Source organism: Amycolatopsis sp. NPDC101161, assembly GCF_044768185.1.
GTDB lineage: Bacteria > Actinomycetota > Actinomycetes > Mycobacteriales > Pseudonocardiaceae > Amycolatopsis.
In genome coordinates this window covers 829850-846194 of the sequence record NZ_JBIWPI010000004.1, presented here as the reverse complement: position 1 = coordinate 846194, position 16345 = coordinate 829850, and the positions used below count along the sequence as shown (strand labels likewise).

The window sequence follows — 16345 nt, the reverse complement described above, 5'->3', positions numbered from 1 at the left end:
CCCTGCAACCCTTCCGCTACCGCCCGGTCTCGGGATCTCCTGTTCTCCTGCGTGCGGTCTCAGGAGGTCAGGTGGGCGAAAAGGTGGCGGGGATCGTCGCGAATCCGGCTTCGGGGCGGGACATCCGCCGGCTGGTCGCGCAGGCTTCCGTGTTCCCCACCGCGGAAAAGGCGAACATGGTGCAGCGGCTGCTGGCCGCCTTCGCCGTCACCGGGCTCGACCGCGTCCTCGTCTCCACCGATCTCGGGGGCATCTCCGCCTCCGTCCTCAAGGCGCTCGGGCGGGGTGGGACCTGGCCCGAAGTCGACTTCTGCGACGACTACCCCCTCACCGGGACCGCCGCCGATACGACCAATGCCGTGCGGCGGATGGTCGATGCCGGGGCCGGGGTCATCGTCGTCCTCGGTGGGGATGGCACCGCCCGCGTTGCCGCCGCTGCCTGCGAGGACGTCCCGATCCTCGCCCTCTCCACCGGGACCAACAACGCTTTCCCGCAGATGCGGGAGGCGACCGTCGCCGGGTTGGCGGCCGGGCTGATCTCCTCCGGGCAGGTCGATCCCGATCTCGTCACGCACCGGGTCAGCGTCCTCGAAGTCGTCACCAAAGCGCGGCGGGAGATCGCGCTCGTCGACGTCTGCGTGTCGCTCAGCCGGCACATCGGGGCGCGGGCGCTGTGGGATCCCTCCTCTCTCACCGAGCTCTACTGCACCTTCGCCGAACCCGACGGCATCGGCCTCTCCAGCGTTCCTGGGCAGCTCTGCCCGAGCCCGCGGTCCAGTCCAACCGGCGTTGCGCTGCAGCTCGGGCCCGTCGGGGAGACGCCGTACGTCGTGCACGCTCCGATCGCGCCCGGGCTCGTCCGGCCCGTCGGGGTCCGTGGGTGGGGCGTTCTCGAACCCGGCGTGCGCGTCGAACTCGCCGCGGCCGGTGGCGTCATCGCGCTCGACGGCGAGCGCGAACTCGAACTGAAGACCGGCGAGAGCGCCTTCGTCGAGCTCAAGCCGGACGGGCCGTGGGTCGTCGACGTCCGGGCGGCGATGGCGGAAGCGGCGCGGAAAGGGCTGTTGCGCACGGAAACCGAGCTGGGGAAGGAGCGTCGAAGGTGACGGACACCCTGCGGGAGGCGTATCGCGTGATGCGCACCATCCGGGCCTTCGAAGAGCGCGTGCACGAGGAGTTCGCGACCGGCGAAATCCCCGGGTTCGTGCACCTCTACGCCGGTGAGGAGGCCTCGGCCGCGGGGGTCTGCGCCCACCTCGACGACCGCGACGCCATCGCCAGCACCCACCGCGGCCACGGCCACTGCATCGCCAAGGGCGTCGACGTCAAAGCCATGATGGCCGAGATCTACGGCCGCAAGACAGGAGCCTGTCACGGCAAGGGCGGCTCGATGCACATCGCCGACCTCTCGAAGGGCATGCTCGGCGCGAACGGCATCGTCGGCGGCGGCCCGCCCCTCATCTGCGGCACCGCCCTCGCCGCGAAGCAGCAGAACACCGGCGGCGTCGGCGTCGCCTTCTTCGGCGACGGCGCCAGCAACCAGGGCACGACTCTGGAAGCGCTCAACCTCGCCTCGGTCTGGGACCTGCCCGCCCTCTTCATCGCCGAGAACAACGGCTACGCCGAAGCGACGGCCAGCACCTGGTCCGTCGCCTCGGACAACATCGCCGACCGCGCCGCCGGGTTCGGGATGCCCGGCGTGATCGTCGACGGGTTCGACTTCTTCGCCGTCCACGAAGCCGCGGGCGAAGCCGTCGAACGCGCCCGCGGCGGCGGAGGCCCGACGCTCATCGAAGTCAAGTTCACCCGCTACTACGGGCACTTCGAAGGCGACCAGCAGACCTACCGCGCCGGCGAAGTCGCCCACGCCCGCGAACAGCTCGACTGCCTCAGCCGGTTCCGCGACCGCGTCACCGACAGCGGCGAGCTGGACCCGAACGTCCTCGACGACATCGACGCCGAGGTCGCGAAGCTCATCGAAGACGCCGTCTCCGAAGCGAAGGCCGCGCCGAAACCCACGAAGGACGACCTCGAAACCGACGTCTACGTCTCGTACTGAGTACTGAAAGGCCGGCCATGGCACGCACGATCAGCTACCGCGAGGCCATCAACGAGGCGCTCGCCCAGGAGATGGAACGCGACGAGTCGGTCATCGTCATGGGCGAGGACAACGCGGGCGGCACCGGCAGCCCCGGCGAAGACGACGCCTGGGGCGGCGTCCTCGGCGTCACCAAGGGCCTCTTCCACAAGTTCCCCGGCCGGGTCCTCGACACGCCCATCTCCGAGTCCGCCTTCGTCGGCGCGGCGATCGGCGCCGCGACGCGCGGGCAACGGCCCGTCGCCGAACTCATGTTCATCGACTTCATGGGCGTCCGCTTCGACCAGATCTTCAACCAGGCCGCCAAGTTCCGGTACATGTTCGGCGGCAACGCGCGCACACCGGTCGTCATCCGGACGATGTACGGCGCCGGCCTGCGCGCCGCGGCGCAGCATTCCCAGTGCCTGTACCCGATCTTCACGCACATCCCCGGCCTCAAGGTCGTCGTGCCGTCGAGCCCGTACGAGGCGAAAGGCCTGCTCATCCAGGCCATCCGCGACGACGACCCGGTGATCTTCTGCGAGCACAAGGCCCTCTACGACACCAGCGGCGACGTCCCCGAGGACAGCTACACGATCCCGTTCGGCGAGGCGAACGTCGTCCGCGACGGCGGTGACGTCACGATCGTCGCGTTCGGCCGCATGGTCGCCGTCGCCGAAGAAGCGGCCAAAGAGCTGGCCAGCAACAAGATCGAAGCCGAGATCATCGACCCCCGCACCACCAGCCCGCTCGACACCGACACGATCCTGGAGAGCGTCGAGAACACCGGACGCCTGGTCGTCGTCGACGAGGCATCCCCGCGCTGCAACCTCGCCACGGACATCTCCGCGCTCGTCGCGAAGGAGGCGTTCGGCGCGCTGCGGGCCCCGATCGAGATGGTGACGCCACCGCACACGCCCGTCCCGTTCTCCGACGCGCTCGAAGACCTCTACATCCCCGACGCGCAGAAGGTCGTCAACGCGGCGAAGGCGGTCGTGGAGTACCGGCGATGATCGACCGGGTCACGATGCCCAAGTGGGGCCTCTCGATGGAACGCGGCCGGATCACCGACTGGCTCGTGGCCGAAGGAGACGAGGTCAAGACCGGTGACGACCTCGCCGACGTCGGCACCGACAAGATCAACGGCACCCTCGAATCCTCGGGCGACGGCGTGCTCCAGCGCGTCATCGCCGCGGCCGGCGAGGAAGTGCCGGTCGGCGGCACCATCGCGCTGATCGCCCCCAGCACGACGCCCGAGGCATCGGAGAAGCCCACCTCGTCGGGCACTCCCTGGGCGGCGCGGTCGTCACGAAAGCGGCAGCCAAAGCGCCGGAGAAGGTCGAAAGACTCACGCTCATCGCCCCGGCCGGCTTCGGCACCGCGATCAACGCCGCCTACCTGCACGACGGTGTCGACAAGGTCCTCACGAGCCTCCTCGACACGCTCCTCGACGGCGACGAACAGGCCATCGACGCAGCTCGTTTGCTGTCCACAGTGGACATACCGAGCAAAATCGTCTGGGGCCGCCAAGACGCCGTCCTGCCGCCGGGAACCGCCGACGTCTACGTCGAGGACACCGGGCACCTGGTCCACCTCGAAGCCCCGGGCGCCGTGATCGCCGCGATCACGGGTTGACCCACCCCGCCTCCGGTGGCTCTTGGCCCCGCCGGAGGCACCGAAGGGCTCTTCGCCGGCACCTCCCCGGCCGGCGAAGAGCCCTTCGGCGAGATTGTCGCCACCTTCCGATCAGCGAACCGAAAAGGCAGACTGAGGCGGAGCGCAAGGAGTGGCGGTTGGGGCAGCGAGACCTCGAGGCAGCGTTGCCGGCCGGGGCGGACCCCCGGCGGCACGCGCGCGTCCTCGCCCAGGTGCACGAAGCGGCCCTGTCGGGCAAGGAGCTGCCCAGCAGGCCGCGGCCGGTCGTCGACGCCTCCTGGCAGCGGATGCGCCGCCTCGGCATGGACCCCGACAGCCGCGCCGCCGCGCCAGTCCTGACCGTCGAACAGCTCGAAGCGCGCCGCCGCGCCAGCGGGCTCGCCGAGGCGCTGCCGACCTTGCGCGGCGGCCTGACCAGCGTCGCCGAGCAGGCCGCGCACATCATGGTGATCGTCGACGCGGGCGGCAACGTCCTCTGGCGCGACGGCAGCGCCGCGATCCGCCGCCGCGCCGACGGCCTCGGTTTCATCGAAGGCGTCGACTGGCAGGAGGAAGCCGTCGGCACCAACGCGATCGGCACCGCTCTCGTCGCGCGCCGCCCGGTCCAGATGTACGCCGCCGAGCACTACGTCCGTTCGCAGCACTCCTGGACGTGCGCCGCCGCGCCGCTGCACGACCCGCGCGACGGCAGGCTCCTCGGCGTCGTCGACCTCTCCGGCCCGGCCTCCACCGTCCACGCGACGACGTTGGCGCTGGTCGACGCCGTGACGCGGCTTGCCGAGTCCCAGCTGCGCACCACCCACCTCACCGAACTGGAACGGCTAAGGGGCTTCGCCGTCCCCGTGCTCGCGAAGGTCGGCGGACGCGCCGTCGTCGCGGACGAACACGGCTGGGTCGCCGCGGCCGCCGGGCTCGCCCCGGTCGACCGGATCGCCCTGCCCGCGAACCTCGCGCCCGGCGGGGTCTGGCTGCCCGCGTACGGGCACTGCGCGGTCGAGCCCGTCCCCGGCGGCTGGCTCATCCGCCCCACCGAGACCGACGCCGCCCCGCCGACCCGCGTCGTCCTCGACGTCCGGTCGCCGCGCGCTCCCGAGCTCACCGTGGTCGGCGCGGCCGGGACCTGGACGCACCGGCTCAGCCCGCGTCACGCCGAGATGCTGTACGTCCTGGCCAGCCACCGCGACGGCCGTTCGGCGTCCGAGCTGTCCTCGGACCTCTTCGGCGACGCCAGCCGCGCGGTCACCGTCCGCGCCGAGATGTCCCGGCTGCGCCGCCACTTCGGCGGCATCCTCGGCGCGAAGCCCTACCGCTTCGCCGACGACGTCGAAGTGCTGGTCAGGCGGCCGCCGAGCCCCGAAGCCGTGCTGCCGCACTCGCTCGCCCCGGCCATCCGCGGCTGAGCACGCCCGCTGACCGAACGGTCCGATGTGGACGGTGCGGTGCGGTCGGCGTCGCGCGGGAGGCGCTCCGCGAATTCACTCGGACAGGTGAATGTTTGGAGCCGGCCGGCACGCGCCCGGAGATCACGTGCTGGTGACGGCGGGTGGTGCCCGTGCCCGCGCACCTCGCCACTCGGCTACCTTCTCGGGGTAAGGCTTTCGGGGAGGAATCGGGGATGACCAGCACTGCGACGGCCCCGGGTCCCACGGCGCCCGCGCCCGGACCCCCACCGCCGCCACCGGACGGCCGGGACCGCGCCGGGGGCCGCAGCGGCCTCCTCGGGCTGCTGGACCTGCCCGGCCAGGCGGTCCGCGCGATCATCCGGTCCGCCGCGACCACCCCCGGCCGGCTCACCGTGATCGCCGTCGCGCTGGTGCTGCTCGCGCTGGTCGCCGGCACGGTCGCGACGCTGTCGGTGCAGAACCGCGACGACACGATCAGCGGCGTCATCGACCACCGCGAACCCCTCGCCGCCGCCGCGCAGCAGGTCTACCGGTCGCTCTCGGACGCCGACGCGACCGCGGCCAGCGCGTTCCTCTCCATCGGCACCGAGCCGCCCGAGCTGCGCTCCCGCTACGAGCGCGACATCGCCGAAGCCGGCGCAGCCCTCGCGAAGGCCGCCTCCGACTCTTCCGACGTCGCCGCCGCGGCCGCCCCGGTCGACGTCCTCAACCAGTCGCTGCCCGTCTACACCGGGCTCGTCGAGACCGCCCGCGCGAACAACCGCCTCGGCTACCCCGTCGGCGCGTCCTACCTGCGCGAGGCCTCCGAGCTGATGCGCGCGAAGATCCTGCCCGCCGCGCAGGACCTCTACCGCGTCGACACCGAGCGGCTGATCGAGGAGCAGGACAGCTCCACCGGCTTCCCGTGGCTCGCCACGATCCTGATGGTCGCGCTGCTGGCCGCGCTCGTCGTCGCGCAGGTCTACCTGACCCGGCGGACCAACCGGGTGCTCAACGTCGGGCTGGTCGTCGCGACGGCCGCCGTCGTCGTGTCGCTGCTGTGGGGCTCGGTCGCGCTGATCGTGCAGGGCAGCCTGGTCGGCAGCGGCCAGGACGACGGCTCGCACCGCGTCGACGTGCTCGTCCGCGCACGGATCGCCGCGCTGCAGGCCCGCGCCGACGAGACGCTCACGCTGGTCGCCCGCGGCGACGGCGCCGCGTACGAGCGCGACTTCGGCGCCAACGCCGCCCAGCTCGTCGGCTCCGACGGCCAGGGCGGCCTCCTCGGCGAAGCCCGCGGCCTGATCACGGGCGGCGAAGGCGCCGCGAAGGTCGCCGACGCGACCAGGGCCGCGCAGGACTGGCTGACGGCGCACAAGCAGGTCCGCACCCAGGACGACTCCGGCCAGTACCAGGAAGCCGTCGACACCGCCGTGCTCGAGGACCGCAAGACCGGCTCCGCCCCGGCGTTCCGGCGGCTCGACGACAGCCTCCAGGCGGCGATCGACGTCGGCAGGCAGCAGTTCCTCGACGACACCCACGACGGCGACGCCGCGCTGACGCTGCTGGCGCCCGGCCTCGCCGTCCTGGCGGTGGTCGCCGCCGGGGGTGTCACCATGGGGATCCGGGAGCGACTGAGGGAGTACCGGTGAGCAGGCGGCGGAACACGGTCCGGGCGGGCGTGCTGGCGCTCGTCGCGCTGCTCGCGGCGTCGTGCGGCAGCCCCGGGAAACCGGTCGACCCGGCCCCGGTCAGCAACGCCGCGTGGCCGCAGCCCGCGCACGTCGGCGGCCCCGACGCGACCGCCGGCGGCACCACCGACACCAGCTGCAACCCGCTGGCCAGCCTCCCGCCGAACGGGACCATCAGCAGCGACTCGACCATGGCGAAGATCAAGGAACGCGGGAAGCTGATCGCCGGCGTCGACCAGACCACCTACCTCTTCGGGTTCCGCAACCCGACGTCGGGCAACCTCGAGGGCTTCGACATCGACATGGTCAACGCGATCGCCCGCGCGCTGTTCGGCACCTCCGAGGGGCACGTCCAGTTCCGCGCGATCCCGTCTTCGCAGCGCGAGGAGGTCCTGAAGGCGCACCAGGTCGACGTCGTGGTCCGGACCTACAGCATCACCTGCTCCCGCAAGCAGGACGTTGAGTTCTCGTCCGTCTACTACCAGGCGGGGCAGCGGATCCTGGTCGCGAAGGAGTCGAAGGCCGAGAAGCTGACCGACCTGACCGGCAAGCGGGTGTGCGCGGCGAAGAAGTCGACGTCGCTGGCGAAGATCGCGCGTGACCCGGCGAAGGTCGTGCCGGTCTCGGTGGACAACTGGTCCGACTGCCTCGTGATGCTCCAGCAGGGCCAGGTCGCCGCGGTGTCGACCGACGACACGATCCTCGCCGGGATGGCCGCGCAGGACCCGACGCTGAAGGTCGTCGGCGAGCAGTTCACGCAGGAGAACTACGGCATCGGCATCCCCAAGGACAACGAGGACATGGTCCGCTACGTCAACGCCGTGCTCGACGAAATCCGCGGCACCGGCGTCTGGCAGGACAGCTACCACAAGTGGGTGGAGCCGTCGCTCGGGTCGGCCTCGCCGCCGTCGCCGCAGTACCGGTGAGCGCGTCGCGACTAGGATCGGTCTCCGCAGGCCGGGGATCTGGGAGGTAAGCAGTGTCGGAGGAGCCGCGCCGTCCTCGGCACGCCGCGCCGGACGACGAGCCGCAGGTGGCGACGCCCAGCTGGCAGCCGCCGCCACCGGTGCGGTGGGAGACGCCGGAGCCGTCGATCTCGGGCCGCCTCGACGACGGTGCGCCGTCCGGGGGCTCCCGCGGCGAGGAAACCGTCATCCACGCGCCCGTCCGCCGTCCGCCGACGCCGCCGGGCGGCCAGCCCACCGTCGTGCGCGGGACGATCCCCGGCGCCGAGGACCCGACGCGGCCGCCGGGCAGCATCAACCCCGTCGTGCCGCCGGTCCAGGCGACGCAGGCGGTGGCGCCCCCGACGCAGGCCGTCCGCCCGGACCCGAACGCGCCGCAGCCGACGAGCGTGCTCGCCGCGCCGGCCCCGGAGACCCAGAGCATCATGCCGCCGGCGCCGCGGCCGGACACCGGCCCGGACACGCCGCTGCCCGACCCGGGCACCGAAAGCGTGCTGCCCGAACGCAGCAGCGAAGGCAGGCACACCGGCACGGGAACCGGCAGCGGCTCGGGCTCGGTGTCCGGGTCCGGCTCGTTCCCCGGCACCTCGCGGCGGACGTCGTCGCGGACGTCGCGCTCGCGCCGCGGCCGGCTCGGCGCCGGACTGGTCGAAGTCCCGCCGGTGCCCGCGCGCGACCCGGCGTCGGCGGTGCTGACGAACCCGGTGGTGTCGGAGGAAAAGCGCTTCTGCGGCAACTGCAGCGCGAAGGTCGGCCGCGGCAAGGACGGCAAACCCGGTGCGCCGGAAGGGAAGTGCGAGAACTGCGGCACGCCGTTCTCGTTCCTCCCGAAGCTGCAGCCGCACGAACTCGTCGGCGGCCAGTACGAGGTCCTCGGCGCGATCGCCTACGGCGGTCTCGGCTGGATCTACCTGGCGCAGGACCACAACGTCAGCGACCGCTGGGTCGTCCTCAAAGGACTGATCGACACCGGTGACCAGACGGCGATGGCGGCCGCGGCCAACGAACAGCGGTTCCTCGCCGAGGTCGAGCACCCCAACATCGTCAAGATCCACAACTTCGTGCAGCACCCGGACGCGCACAGCGGCACGACCGTCGGCTACATCGTCATGGAGTACGTCGGCGGCCAGTCGCTGCGGCAGCTCGCGCTGGCCCACCACCGCGAAAGCCGCCGCCCCGAGCCGCTGCCGATCGGCCAGGTCATCGCGTACGGGCTGGAGATCCTGCCCGCGCTCGGCTACCTGCACAGCCAGAACCTGCTGTACTGCGACCTCAAGCCGGACAACGTGATCCAGACCAACGAGCAGCTCAAGCTGATCGACCTGGGCGCGGTCCGGCGGATGGACGACTACGAGAGCCCGCTGTTCTTCACCACCGGCTACAGCGCGCCGGAGCTGGCGAAGCAGGGCGCGTCGGTGGCGTCGGACCTGTTCACCGTCGGGCGCACGCTCGCCGTGCTGAGCTTCGAGTTCACCGGCTACACCAGCAAGTTCAAGACCACCCTGCCCGGCCCGGACGCGGTCCCGCTGTTCGCGCTCTTCGGCTCCTACTACCGGTTCCTGCGGCGCGCGACGCACGCCGACCCGGACCGGCGGTTCCTCTCCGCCGAGGAGATGGGCGACCAGCTGACCGGTGTGCTGCGCGAAATCATGGCGCTCGGCACCGGCAAGCCGCGGCCCGGCGCGTCGACGGTGTTCGGCCCGGAGAGCCGCACCTTCGGCGTCCAGCTGGTGGTGCCGGAGGCCGGCCAGAGCGTGCCGCTGCCCGGCTCGGCCGAAGTCGTCGCCGGCCTGCCCATCCCGCAGGTCGACACCGACGACCCGGCGGCGGGCGTGCTCGCCACGACGACCGCGCTCGACCCGCGCGGCGCCATCGAGGCCCTGGCCGGCGCGCCGCGGGAGTCGATCGAGGTGCGGCTGCGGATCGTGCGCGCCCGGATCGAGCTGGGCGAGCTGGCCGAAGCGCAGCGGCAGCTGCAGGCGGCGCAGTACCTGGCGATCAAGAACGGCTTCCCGCACGACTGGCGGATCGACTGGTACCGCGGCCTGATCGAGCTGGCCGGCGGCCGCTCGCGGGTCGCGCAGGTCGCGTTCGAATCGGTCTACGACGACCTGCCGGGCGAGATCGCGCCGAAGCTCGCGCTCGGCATCAGCGCCGAAGGCGTCGGCGACTACTTCGCCGCCGCGCGCTTCTACGAGCTGGTCTGGCGCACCGACCGCACGTACGTCAGCGCCGCGTTCGGCCTCGCGCGCGTCTACCTCGCGCAGGGCGCGCGCAACAGCGCGGTCGAGGTGCTCGAGACGGTCCCGCCGTCCTCGACGCACTACGTCGACGCGCAGGTCGCGGCCATCAAGATCAAGACGACGGCGACCAAGGCCAACGGCCGCGAGACCCCGGTGACCGAGCACGACCTGCTGGACGCGTCGTCCCGCCTCGAGCGGCTCCGGCTCGACCTCGAGCGCCAGACGCGGCTGTCCGCGGGCGTGCTCGAAGCCGCGCACGACTGGATCAAACAGGGCAAACCGACCCCGGGCGCGCGGGTGCTGGGGTGCCCGCTGGAGGAACGGGAACTGCGGTTCGGGCTGGAACGCTGCTACCGCGCCCTGGCCCGGCTGGCGAGCACGGTCGACGAGCGCGTCAAGCTCGTGGACCGCGCCAACGCCATCCGCCCGCGGACCCTGACTTAGGGGTTGATGTCCCAGTCGCGCTCTTCGCGCTCGCGCTGCCGGTTCTTCTCGTGCTGCGCCGCCAGCTTCTCCAGCGCCTCCGGGTCGCCGTGCGTGCTGAAGTGCTCGAAGCCGACCACGATGAACAGCGCCCGCGCGCTCACCGCGATCGGGCCGTCCTCGGCGTCCAGGCGGCCGTCGGCGCTCACGTAGATCTTGCGGCCCGCGATGCCGTCCAGCCGGGCCTCGATGAACAGCGTCGACCCCACCGGGACCGGGCGGCGGAAGTCCGTCTCGAGCTTGCCCGTCACCGCCGGGCGGCGCATCAGGTTGCCGACCGTCGAGCCGAGCGCCTCGTCGAACGCGCAGGCCAGCAGCCCGCCGTGGGCCAGCCCCGGCGCGCCCTGGTGCGCCGCCGTCACGGTGAACCGCGAGTGGATCACCTGGCCCTCGCCGACCGCCGACCGCAGGTGCAGGCCGGCGTCGGCCTCGTCGCCGCAGCCGAAGCACTCGCTGAAGTGCACGCCGAGCTCAGTACCCGGCGCCGGCGCCTTCGGGTGCGGGACGGCCGGCTCCACCGGCACCGGCGGCCAGGGTTGAGAAACACGACTCATGCGCTGACGTTAACTCGCGGGTAGCGGCGCGCCGCGCGCGACCCGCGGCGTAGGCAGGCAACGCATATCTCTCAGTAGCCGGAAAGTTCCCCACCGTAGAAGATTTTCGGCTCAGGCTGCCGACCCCGAAGAGCCGGTTAAGACTGGGTTGATGAGCTCGAACGGCCCTAAGGGCACTGCACGGAGGAGGTCGTCGCCGGCATGAGCGAACCAGCAGCAACGACGAGCAAACCGCCAGTGGACGAGAGAACCGTCAAGCGCGCCGTCTGGGCGTCCGCCATGGGCAACGCCACCGAGTGGTACGACTACGGTGTCTTCACCTCGGGAGCCATCGCCACCAGCATCGGGACACTCTTCTTCCCCGGTGAGGGCAACGCCGTCCTGAAGTCGCTGGCGCTGCTCGCGGTCGGGTTCATCGTGCGCCCCTTCGGCGGGGCGTTCTTCGGGCCGCTCGGCGACAAGATCGGCCGCAAGCGCGTCCTCGCCATCACGATCCTGCTGATGTCCGGCTGCACGTTCCTGGTCGGCGTCCTGCCCACGTACGCGGGCGGCTACAGCATGGGCATCGCGGCGCCGATCGCGATCCTGCTGCTGCGGATCATCCAGGGCTTCTCCACCGGCGGTGAGTACGGCGGCGCGGCGACGTTCATCGCCGAGTACTCGCCGACGAAACGCCGGGGCTTCTTCGGCAGCTTCCTCGAGCTCGGCACGCTCGGCGGGTACGTGCTCGGCAACCTCGTGGTGCTGTCGGTGACGCTGTCCCTGTCGGCCGACCAGGTCGACGCCTGGGGCTGGCGGATCCCGTTCTTCGTCGCGCTGCCGCTCGGCCTGATCGGGCTCTACCTGCGGAACAAGCTCGAGGACACCCCCGAGTTCCGCCGGATGGAAGCCGCGGGCGAGGCGCCGAAGAAGGCGCCGCTCAAGGAGATCTTCTCCCGCAACTGGCGGATGATCCTGAACCTGATCGGGATCGTGCTGCTGCTGAACATCGCGGACTACCTGCTGCTGACCACGATGCCGACGTACTTCACCGACACGCTGAAGATCAACGACAACACGTCGACGTTGATCATCATCGCGGTCGAGGTGATCCAGATGGCGATCATCATCCCGCTCGGCGCGCTGTCCGACCGGATCGGCCGGAAACCGCTGCTGCTCACCGCGGCCATCGGGTTCCTGGTGCTGAGCTGGCCCTCCCTGAAGCTGATGCAGTCCGGCAGCATCCTGTGGCTGTTCGTCGGCTTCCTGGTCGTGGCGATCCTGCTGGTCTTCATGCTGGCCGTGATCGGCTCGACGTTCCCGGCGATGTTCCCGACGCGGGTGCGCTACGGCTCGTTCGCGATCGGCTACAACATCTCGACGTCGCTGTTCGGCGGTACGTGCGGGGTCATCGTGACGGCGCTGATCAAGAGCACCGGCAACGAGGACTGGCCGGCGTACTACCTGATGGCGGCGGCGCTGATCGCGATCATCCCGATCATCAAGATCCCGGAGACGTCGCAGGTGCCGATGGAACAGATCGACACCGAGGACAGCGGCGGCAAGCTGACCTCCGCGGCCGCTCAACGCTGAGCGGTCCCCGGATAGCCGTGTGCCCCGCCCGGATCACCGGGCGGGGCACACGCGCGCCGGGGGTCAGTTCGCTTCGCTCCGAGGAGTGAAGCGCTTGCGGGACCAAGCGGCGAGCGCACCCGCGATCATGACAGCGATTCCGGTTTCGACGATCAGCGCGGCGAGCACCATGTGCTTCCTCCTCGGGTTCTCGGGCCGGCGGCGAAGCGTCCGGCTGAGCAGTTCCTCCGGTGTCCGAACGGAACACCACCGGGCATATCGCCCCGACCCGGGCCGGTATTTCGGCAAAAACCCACCTGGCCGAGGTGATCTACGCCACGCCTTTGACCTGCGGAAACGTCAGCGGGACGTGCTCGCCGTCGGAGGGATCGTGTCCGTCGGCCGGCTGGTGGTGGGCACCGACCGCGTCGGCCGGCCCGCCGACGGCGGCTGCGGGACCCGCGTGACGCGCGAAGACGTGCGGCTCGGCTCGGCCGCGGGCGGCGCGACCGACGTCGCCGGCGCGACCTCCGGGGCCGGGGTCGGCGCGGGGGAGGTGGTGCCGATCGTGGACAGCCCGGGGCCGGCGGGCAGCACCGGCTCCGGCGGCCCGGCGCGGTGCCCGGCCAGGAAACCGGCCACCGCGAGGACGACCGCCGTCGCGGCCGAGGTGCCCGCGACGGCGAAGCGCTTGCGTCGTCGCCGGACCCGGCCACCGGCTTCGATCACGTCGGCGGCTTCGAGGCGCATCGGCGGCGGCGCGCCACCGGCCGCGCCGGTCAGGTACGCGCGGACGTCGTCTTCGGAGTCCATGTTCGTCACCTCCCCTCCGTGGTCGCGCTGAAGGTCAGCGCACCGTAGTGCGGACCGAGCCGGTTGCGCAGCGTCGCCAGGCCGCGGGAGGCCTGGCTCTTCACCGTGCCGGTGCTGCAGCCGAGCGCCTTCGCCGTCTCCTCGACGCTCAGGTCCTCGAAGTACCGCAGCACCAGCACGGCGCGCTGCTTGGGGGCCAGTACGGCCAGAGCCTGCCGGACGAGCTCGTCCTGGCCGCTCGCGGCCGGTTCCGCCGGGAGCTCCGGCGGGGTGTCGGTGAGCCGCTCCCGCTTCCACCTGCTGCGCCGGTGCTCGGCGAGGAACGTGCGCAGCACGACCTTGCGGGCGTAGGCGTCCAAGGCGTCGTGGCGCGACAGCCTCGGCCAGGCGAGGTACAGCTTCAGCAGCGCGGCCTGCGTGAGGTCCTCGGCCTGGTGCCAGTCCCCGCAGAGCAGGAAGGCCGTCGACCGCAGGCTGTGCGCGCGCTCGCCGAAGTACCGGGCGAACTCGCCGTCCCACGGCGAGCCCGGCCCGGTCGACGGACGGGAGCGGGAGATCACCTGGCTACCGGGCCACCCCGATGGCCGGCAGGTGCAGGTCACCGGTCGGCCCGGCGGGCACGGCACGGGGGACGCGCGGAGCCGGCCCCGTGCGGGCGGGCCGGGTCGTCTGCCGCGGCGCGGGCACGGCGGACGGCGGCTGCGGAGCGCGGGTGACCGTCGGGACCGCGGACGGCGCGTCGGTCGGCCGGGCGGTGGTCGGCGGCGCCGGCTGTGCCTGGCCGGCCAGCGCGATGCCACCGGACAGGGCACCACCGGCGAGCACGAGCGCGCCGAGGGTCAGGGCGATGCGGATACGCAAGACAGCTCCTCATTCTCGCGGGCGCGACCGGGATCGTCGCGCCTCTGCCCGTAGTCATGCGGTGGGTGATCGCCGGGGTTGCACCGACTTTCCGCGGAAACGCGAACGGCCGGGAAGTCCGCGCTGGACTTCCCGGCCGCCCGGTGTTCCTCGGTGGTCTCAGCCCGCGAGCGCGGACAGCTTCTGCCAGCTCGCCCAGTCGTACGTCCAGTCGCTGTAGTCGCCGTCCTTGGCGCTCAGCGTCTGGGTGCTGCCGGTGATCTCGACCGGGTCACCGGTGAGCACGCCGTCGTAGTACTCCTTCGCCCGCGCCGGCGACAGGTTGAGGCAGCCGTGCGAGATGTTCTTCTTGCCCTGCGCCCAGACCGAGGCCGCCAGGCCGTGGATGAACTCGCCGTTGTTGGAGATCCGGACCGCCCACGGCACCACGACGTTCTCGTAGTGGTACTTCGGGTTGCTCATCGCGTAGGTGGCCTGCTTGCCCATCACGACGTGCGTGCCGCTGTGGGTGACGCGGCCCGGGTCGGAGTCGAGGCCGTAGCTCACCGGGTAGTCGGCGATCTGCTGGCCGTCGCGGATCACCTGCATCGAGTGCTGCGTGGTGTTGCCCTTGACGATCTGCGAGCGGCCGATGGTGAAGCTGGCCGAGACGTCCTGCTTGCCGTACACGCCTTCGCCGACCTTGACGCCGTAGATCTTGGCGTTGACCTTCACCGTGGTGCCCGGCTTGTAGTACTCCTTGGGCCGCCAGTGCACCGAGGTGTCGCCGTCCGTCCAGCCCCATGAGCCTTCGGTCTTCGGCGTGGTCTCGACCGACAGTGCCTTCTCGACCGACGCCTTGTCGGTGACGCGGCTCGGGAAGGACAGCGCGATCGGCATCGCGATGCCGTACGTCTGCCCGTCGCCGACGTTCAGGCTGGCCGACATCTGCCGCTTCGGCTTCACCGTGGTGAACGCGCCGCCGATCGGCACGTTCTTGCCGTCGGAGCCGCTGACCTGGCCGGACCACGTGTAGGTCTTGCCGTAGCCGAGCTGCTCGGTGGTGTTCCAGCTCTTCTTGTCCGCCGACGTCTGGCCCTGGACCTGCTTGCCGTCCGGGTTGGTCAGCGTGACCGAGACGATCGTGCCGTCGGCGACCTGCACGCCGACCGGTTCGCCCGGCGCCACGTCCTGGGCGCCGCCCGCGGGCGTCACCGTCAGCTTCGCCGGCTGCGCGGTGGGCGCGGGCGCCGACGTCGGGCCCCCGCCCGAAGTCCCGCTGGCCGACACCGTCGGTTCGCTGCTGCACGCCCCCAACGCCAGCACGGCGACCAAGCCCAGTGCCACAGCCGCGCCCCGGCGCCGCGTGGAAGTCCTCACCGTCACACCCATTCCCCTTTGCCCCTTTGGTGCTTCCCCCCATCGAGACGTCCCGCGGACCGGTGACGTTGAGCAAGAGTCGCGTGACGAAGGTCACAAAGGTCCGGGAGGGCTTTCACCGAGGGGGCACGGGCGACTCCGAGCCGTATCCGGTGATCACGGTGTCGCTGTGCTGCGCAAGACTATCCGGTGGGTCCGCCGGAACGTGGTGGGAGCCCTACGACGTTCCGGTGACCTTGGCCCGGACAGGCGTTTTTCGCCTCGATCACGGGGTTCAACTTTGGCCAGATCCCGGTAGTCTGCTCTCAGGCCGTCGTTTTGCGTGTTAGTGGCTTCACACTCGCGGAACTTCTGACGCGAGCCATGGAGCCGACACGCTCTTGACTCGACTCGTTGGAACCGCCCGGGACGGTCGGGGTGCCGCTTCGGTGGCATTCGAAGCGGATCTGTGTAACGAGGAGTACAGCGGTGGCGCAAGGCACTGTGAAGTGGTTCAACGCGGAGAAGGGCTTCGGCTTCATCGCGCAGGACGGCGGCGAAGGCGACGTGTTCGTTCACTACTCGGAGATCGAGGGCCGCGGCTTCCGCACCCTCGAGGAGAACCAGCGGGTGGAGTTCGAGGTCGGCCAGGGTCAGAAGGGTCCGCAGGCCCAGAAGGTCCGCGCGATCTGACAACCGGGGTTTGTTCCGCTCGGCCCGCCGCCCCCTTA

15 protein-coding genes and 1 pseudogene are annotated in these 16345 nt (G+C 71.3%); 11 read left to right on the top strand and 5 right to left on the bottom strand.

The features are described from left to right. Nucleotides 1-71 precede the first annotated feature (71 nt). The 9 genes and pseudogenes from ACIRSS_RS31745 (at nucleotide 72) to ACIRSS_RS31705 (ending at nucleotide 10458) form a co-directional block, all read left to right on the top strand. Entirely contained in the window at nucleotides 72-1106 is a 1035-nt protein-coding gene (locus ACIRSS_RS31745) for an ATP-NAD kinase family protein (RefSeq protein WP_400901234.1), read from the top strand. After that, complete coding sequence (locus ACIRSS_RS31740; protein WP_400901232.1) at nucleotides 1103-2059, top strand: thiamine pyrophosphate-dependent dehydrogenase E1 component subunit alpha; 957 nt, start codon at nucleotides 1103-1105, stop codon at nucleotides 2057-2059. The genes ACIRSS_RS31745 and ACIRSS_RS31740 overlap by 4 nt, the downstream gene beginning before the upstream one ends. Nucleotides 2060-2076: 17 nt before the next feature. Continuing rightward, a complete protein-coding gene (locus ACIRSS_RS31735; protein WP_400901230.1) occupies nucleotides 2077-3090 on the top strand; it encodes an alpha-ketoacid dehydrogenase subunit beta in 1014 nt (337 codons plus the stop codon). After that, nucleotides 3087-3254, top strand: a pseudogene (locus ACIRSS_RS31730) (biotin/lipoyl-containing protein); the annotation flags it as partial. The gene ACIRSS_RS31735 and the pseudogene ACIRSS_RS31730, both read left to right, overlap by 4 nt. Then, nucleotides 3233-3712, top strand: a complete 480-nt coding sequence (locus tag ACIRSS_RS31725) for an alpha/beta fold hydrolase (RefSeq protein ID WP_400901937.1) — start codon at nucleotides 3233-3235, stop codon at nucleotides 3710-3712. The pseudogene ACIRSS_RS31730 and the gene ACIRSS_RS31725, both read left to right, overlap by 22 nt. A gap of 158 nt (nucleotides 3713-3870) precedes the next feature. Further along, entirely contained in the window at nucleotides 3871-5133 is a 1263-nt protein-coding gene (locus tag ACIRSS_RS31720; protein ID WP_400901228.1) for a GAF domain-containing protein, read from the top strand. Nucleotides 5134-5348: 215 nt separating this feature from the next. Continuing rightward, nucleotides 5349-6767 (top strand): hypothetical protein, encoded by a 1419-nt coding sequence (locus ACIRSS_RS31715; protein ID WP_400901226.1) that lies wholly within the window; start codon nucleotides 5349-5351, stop codon nucleotides 6765-6767. Further along, nucleotides 6764-7732, top strand: a complete 969-nt coding sequence (locus ACIRSS_RS31710; protein WP_400901224.1) for a glutamate ABC transporter substrate-binding protein — start codon at nucleotides 6764-6766, stop codon at nucleotides 7730-7732. Before ACIRSS_RS31715 ends, ACIRSS_RS31710 begins: the two co-directional genes overlap by 4 nt. Before the next feature lie 53 nt (nucleotides 7733-7785). After that, complete coding sequence (locus ACIRSS_RS31705; RefSeq protein WP_400901222.1) at nucleotides 7786-10458, top strand: tetratricopeptide repeat protein; 2673 nt, start codon at nucleotides 7786-7788, stop codon at nucleotides 10456-10458. Here the strand turns inward: ACIRSS_RS31705 and ACIRSS_RS31700 are convergent. Then, nucleotides 10455-11051, bottom strand: a complete 597-nt coding sequence (locus ACIRSS_RS31700; protein ID WP_400901220.1) for a PaaI family thioesterase — start codon at nucleotides 11049-11051, stop codon at nucleotides 10455-10457. The two genes, ACIRSS_RS31705 and ACIRSS_RS31700, sit on opposite strands and share 4 nt — an antisense overlap. A 237-nt stretch (nucleotides 11052-11288) precedes the next feature. Between ACIRSS_RS31700 and ACIRSS_RS31695 the strand changes: the two genes are divergently transcribed. Then, entirely contained in the window at nucleotides 11289-12623 is a 1335-nt protein-coding gene (locus tag ACIRSS_RS31695; RefSeq protein ID WP_400901218.1) for an MFS transporter, read from the top strand. Nucleotides 12624-12962: 339 nt separating this feature from the next. On the opposite strand, the gene ACIRSS_RS31690 is transcribed toward ACIRSS_RS31695, so the two are convergent. The 4 genes from ACIRSS_RS31690 to ACIRSS_RS31675 form a co-directional block, all read right to left on the bottom strand. Then, the gene (locus ACIRSS_RS31690) at nucleotides 12963-13415 is read right to left on the bottom strand and encodes a hypothetical protein (protein WP_400901216.1); all 453 of its coding nucleotides are present in this window, start codon (nucleotides 13413-13415) and stop codon (nucleotides 12963-12965) included. A 5-nt stretch (nucleotides 13416-13420) separates the two neighbouring features. Then, complete coding sequence (locus ACIRSS_RS31685; RefSeq protein WP_400901214.1) at nucleotides 13421-13975, bottom strand: SigE family RNA polymerase sigma factor; 555 nt, start codon at nucleotides 13973-13975, stop codon at nucleotides 13421-13423. A 4-nt stretch (nucleotides 13976-13979) separates the two neighbouring features. After that, nucleotides 13980-14276, bottom strand: a complete 297-nt coding sequence (locus ACIRSS_RS31680; RefSeq protein WP_400901212.1) for a hypothetical protein — start codon at nucleotides 14274-14276, stop codon at nucleotides 13980-13982. A gap of 159 nt (nucleotides 14277-14435) precedes the next feature. Next, nucleotides 14436-15647, bottom strand: a complete 1212-nt coding sequence (locus tag ACIRSS_RS31675; RefSeq protein WP_400901210.1) for an Ig-like domain-containing protein — start codon at nucleotides 15645-15647, stop codon at nucleotides 14436-14438. Nucleotides 15648-16103: 456 nt separating this feature from the next. On the opposite strand from ACIRSS_RS31675, the gene ACIRSS_RS31670 reads away from it, so the two are divergent. After that, nucleotides 16104-16307 (top strand): cold-shock protein, encoded by a 204-nt coding sequence (locus ACIRSS_RS31670; RefSeq protein WP_003097368.1) that lies wholly within the window; start codon nucleotides 16104-16106, stop codon nucleotides 16305-16307. Nucleotides 16308-16345 lie beyond the last annotated feature (38 nt).

Bases quoted from the DNA above. Each gene is read 5' to 3' on its own strand.
- ACIRSS_RS31700 (WP_400901220.1), bottom strand. From the start codon at position 11,051: ATGAGTCGTGTTTCTCAACCCTGGCCGCCGGTGCCGGTGGAGCCGGCC.
- ACIRSS_RS31690 (WP_400901216.1), bottom strand. From the start codon at position 13,415: ATGGACTCCGAAGACGACGTCCGCGCGTACCTGACCGGCGCGGCCGGT.
- ACIRSS_RS31675 (WP_400901210.1), bottom strand. From the start codon at position 15,647: ATGGGTGTGACGGTGAGGACTTCCACGCGGCGCCGGGGCGCGGCTGTG.
- ACIRSS_RS31715 (WP_400901226.1), top strand. From the start codon at position 5,349: ATGACCAGCACTGCGACGGCCCCGGGTCCCACGGCGCCCGCGCCCGGA.
- ACIRSS_RS31735 (WP_400901230.1), top strand. From the start codon at position 2,077: ATGGCACGCACGATCAGCTACCGCGAGGCCATCAACGAGGCGCTCGCC.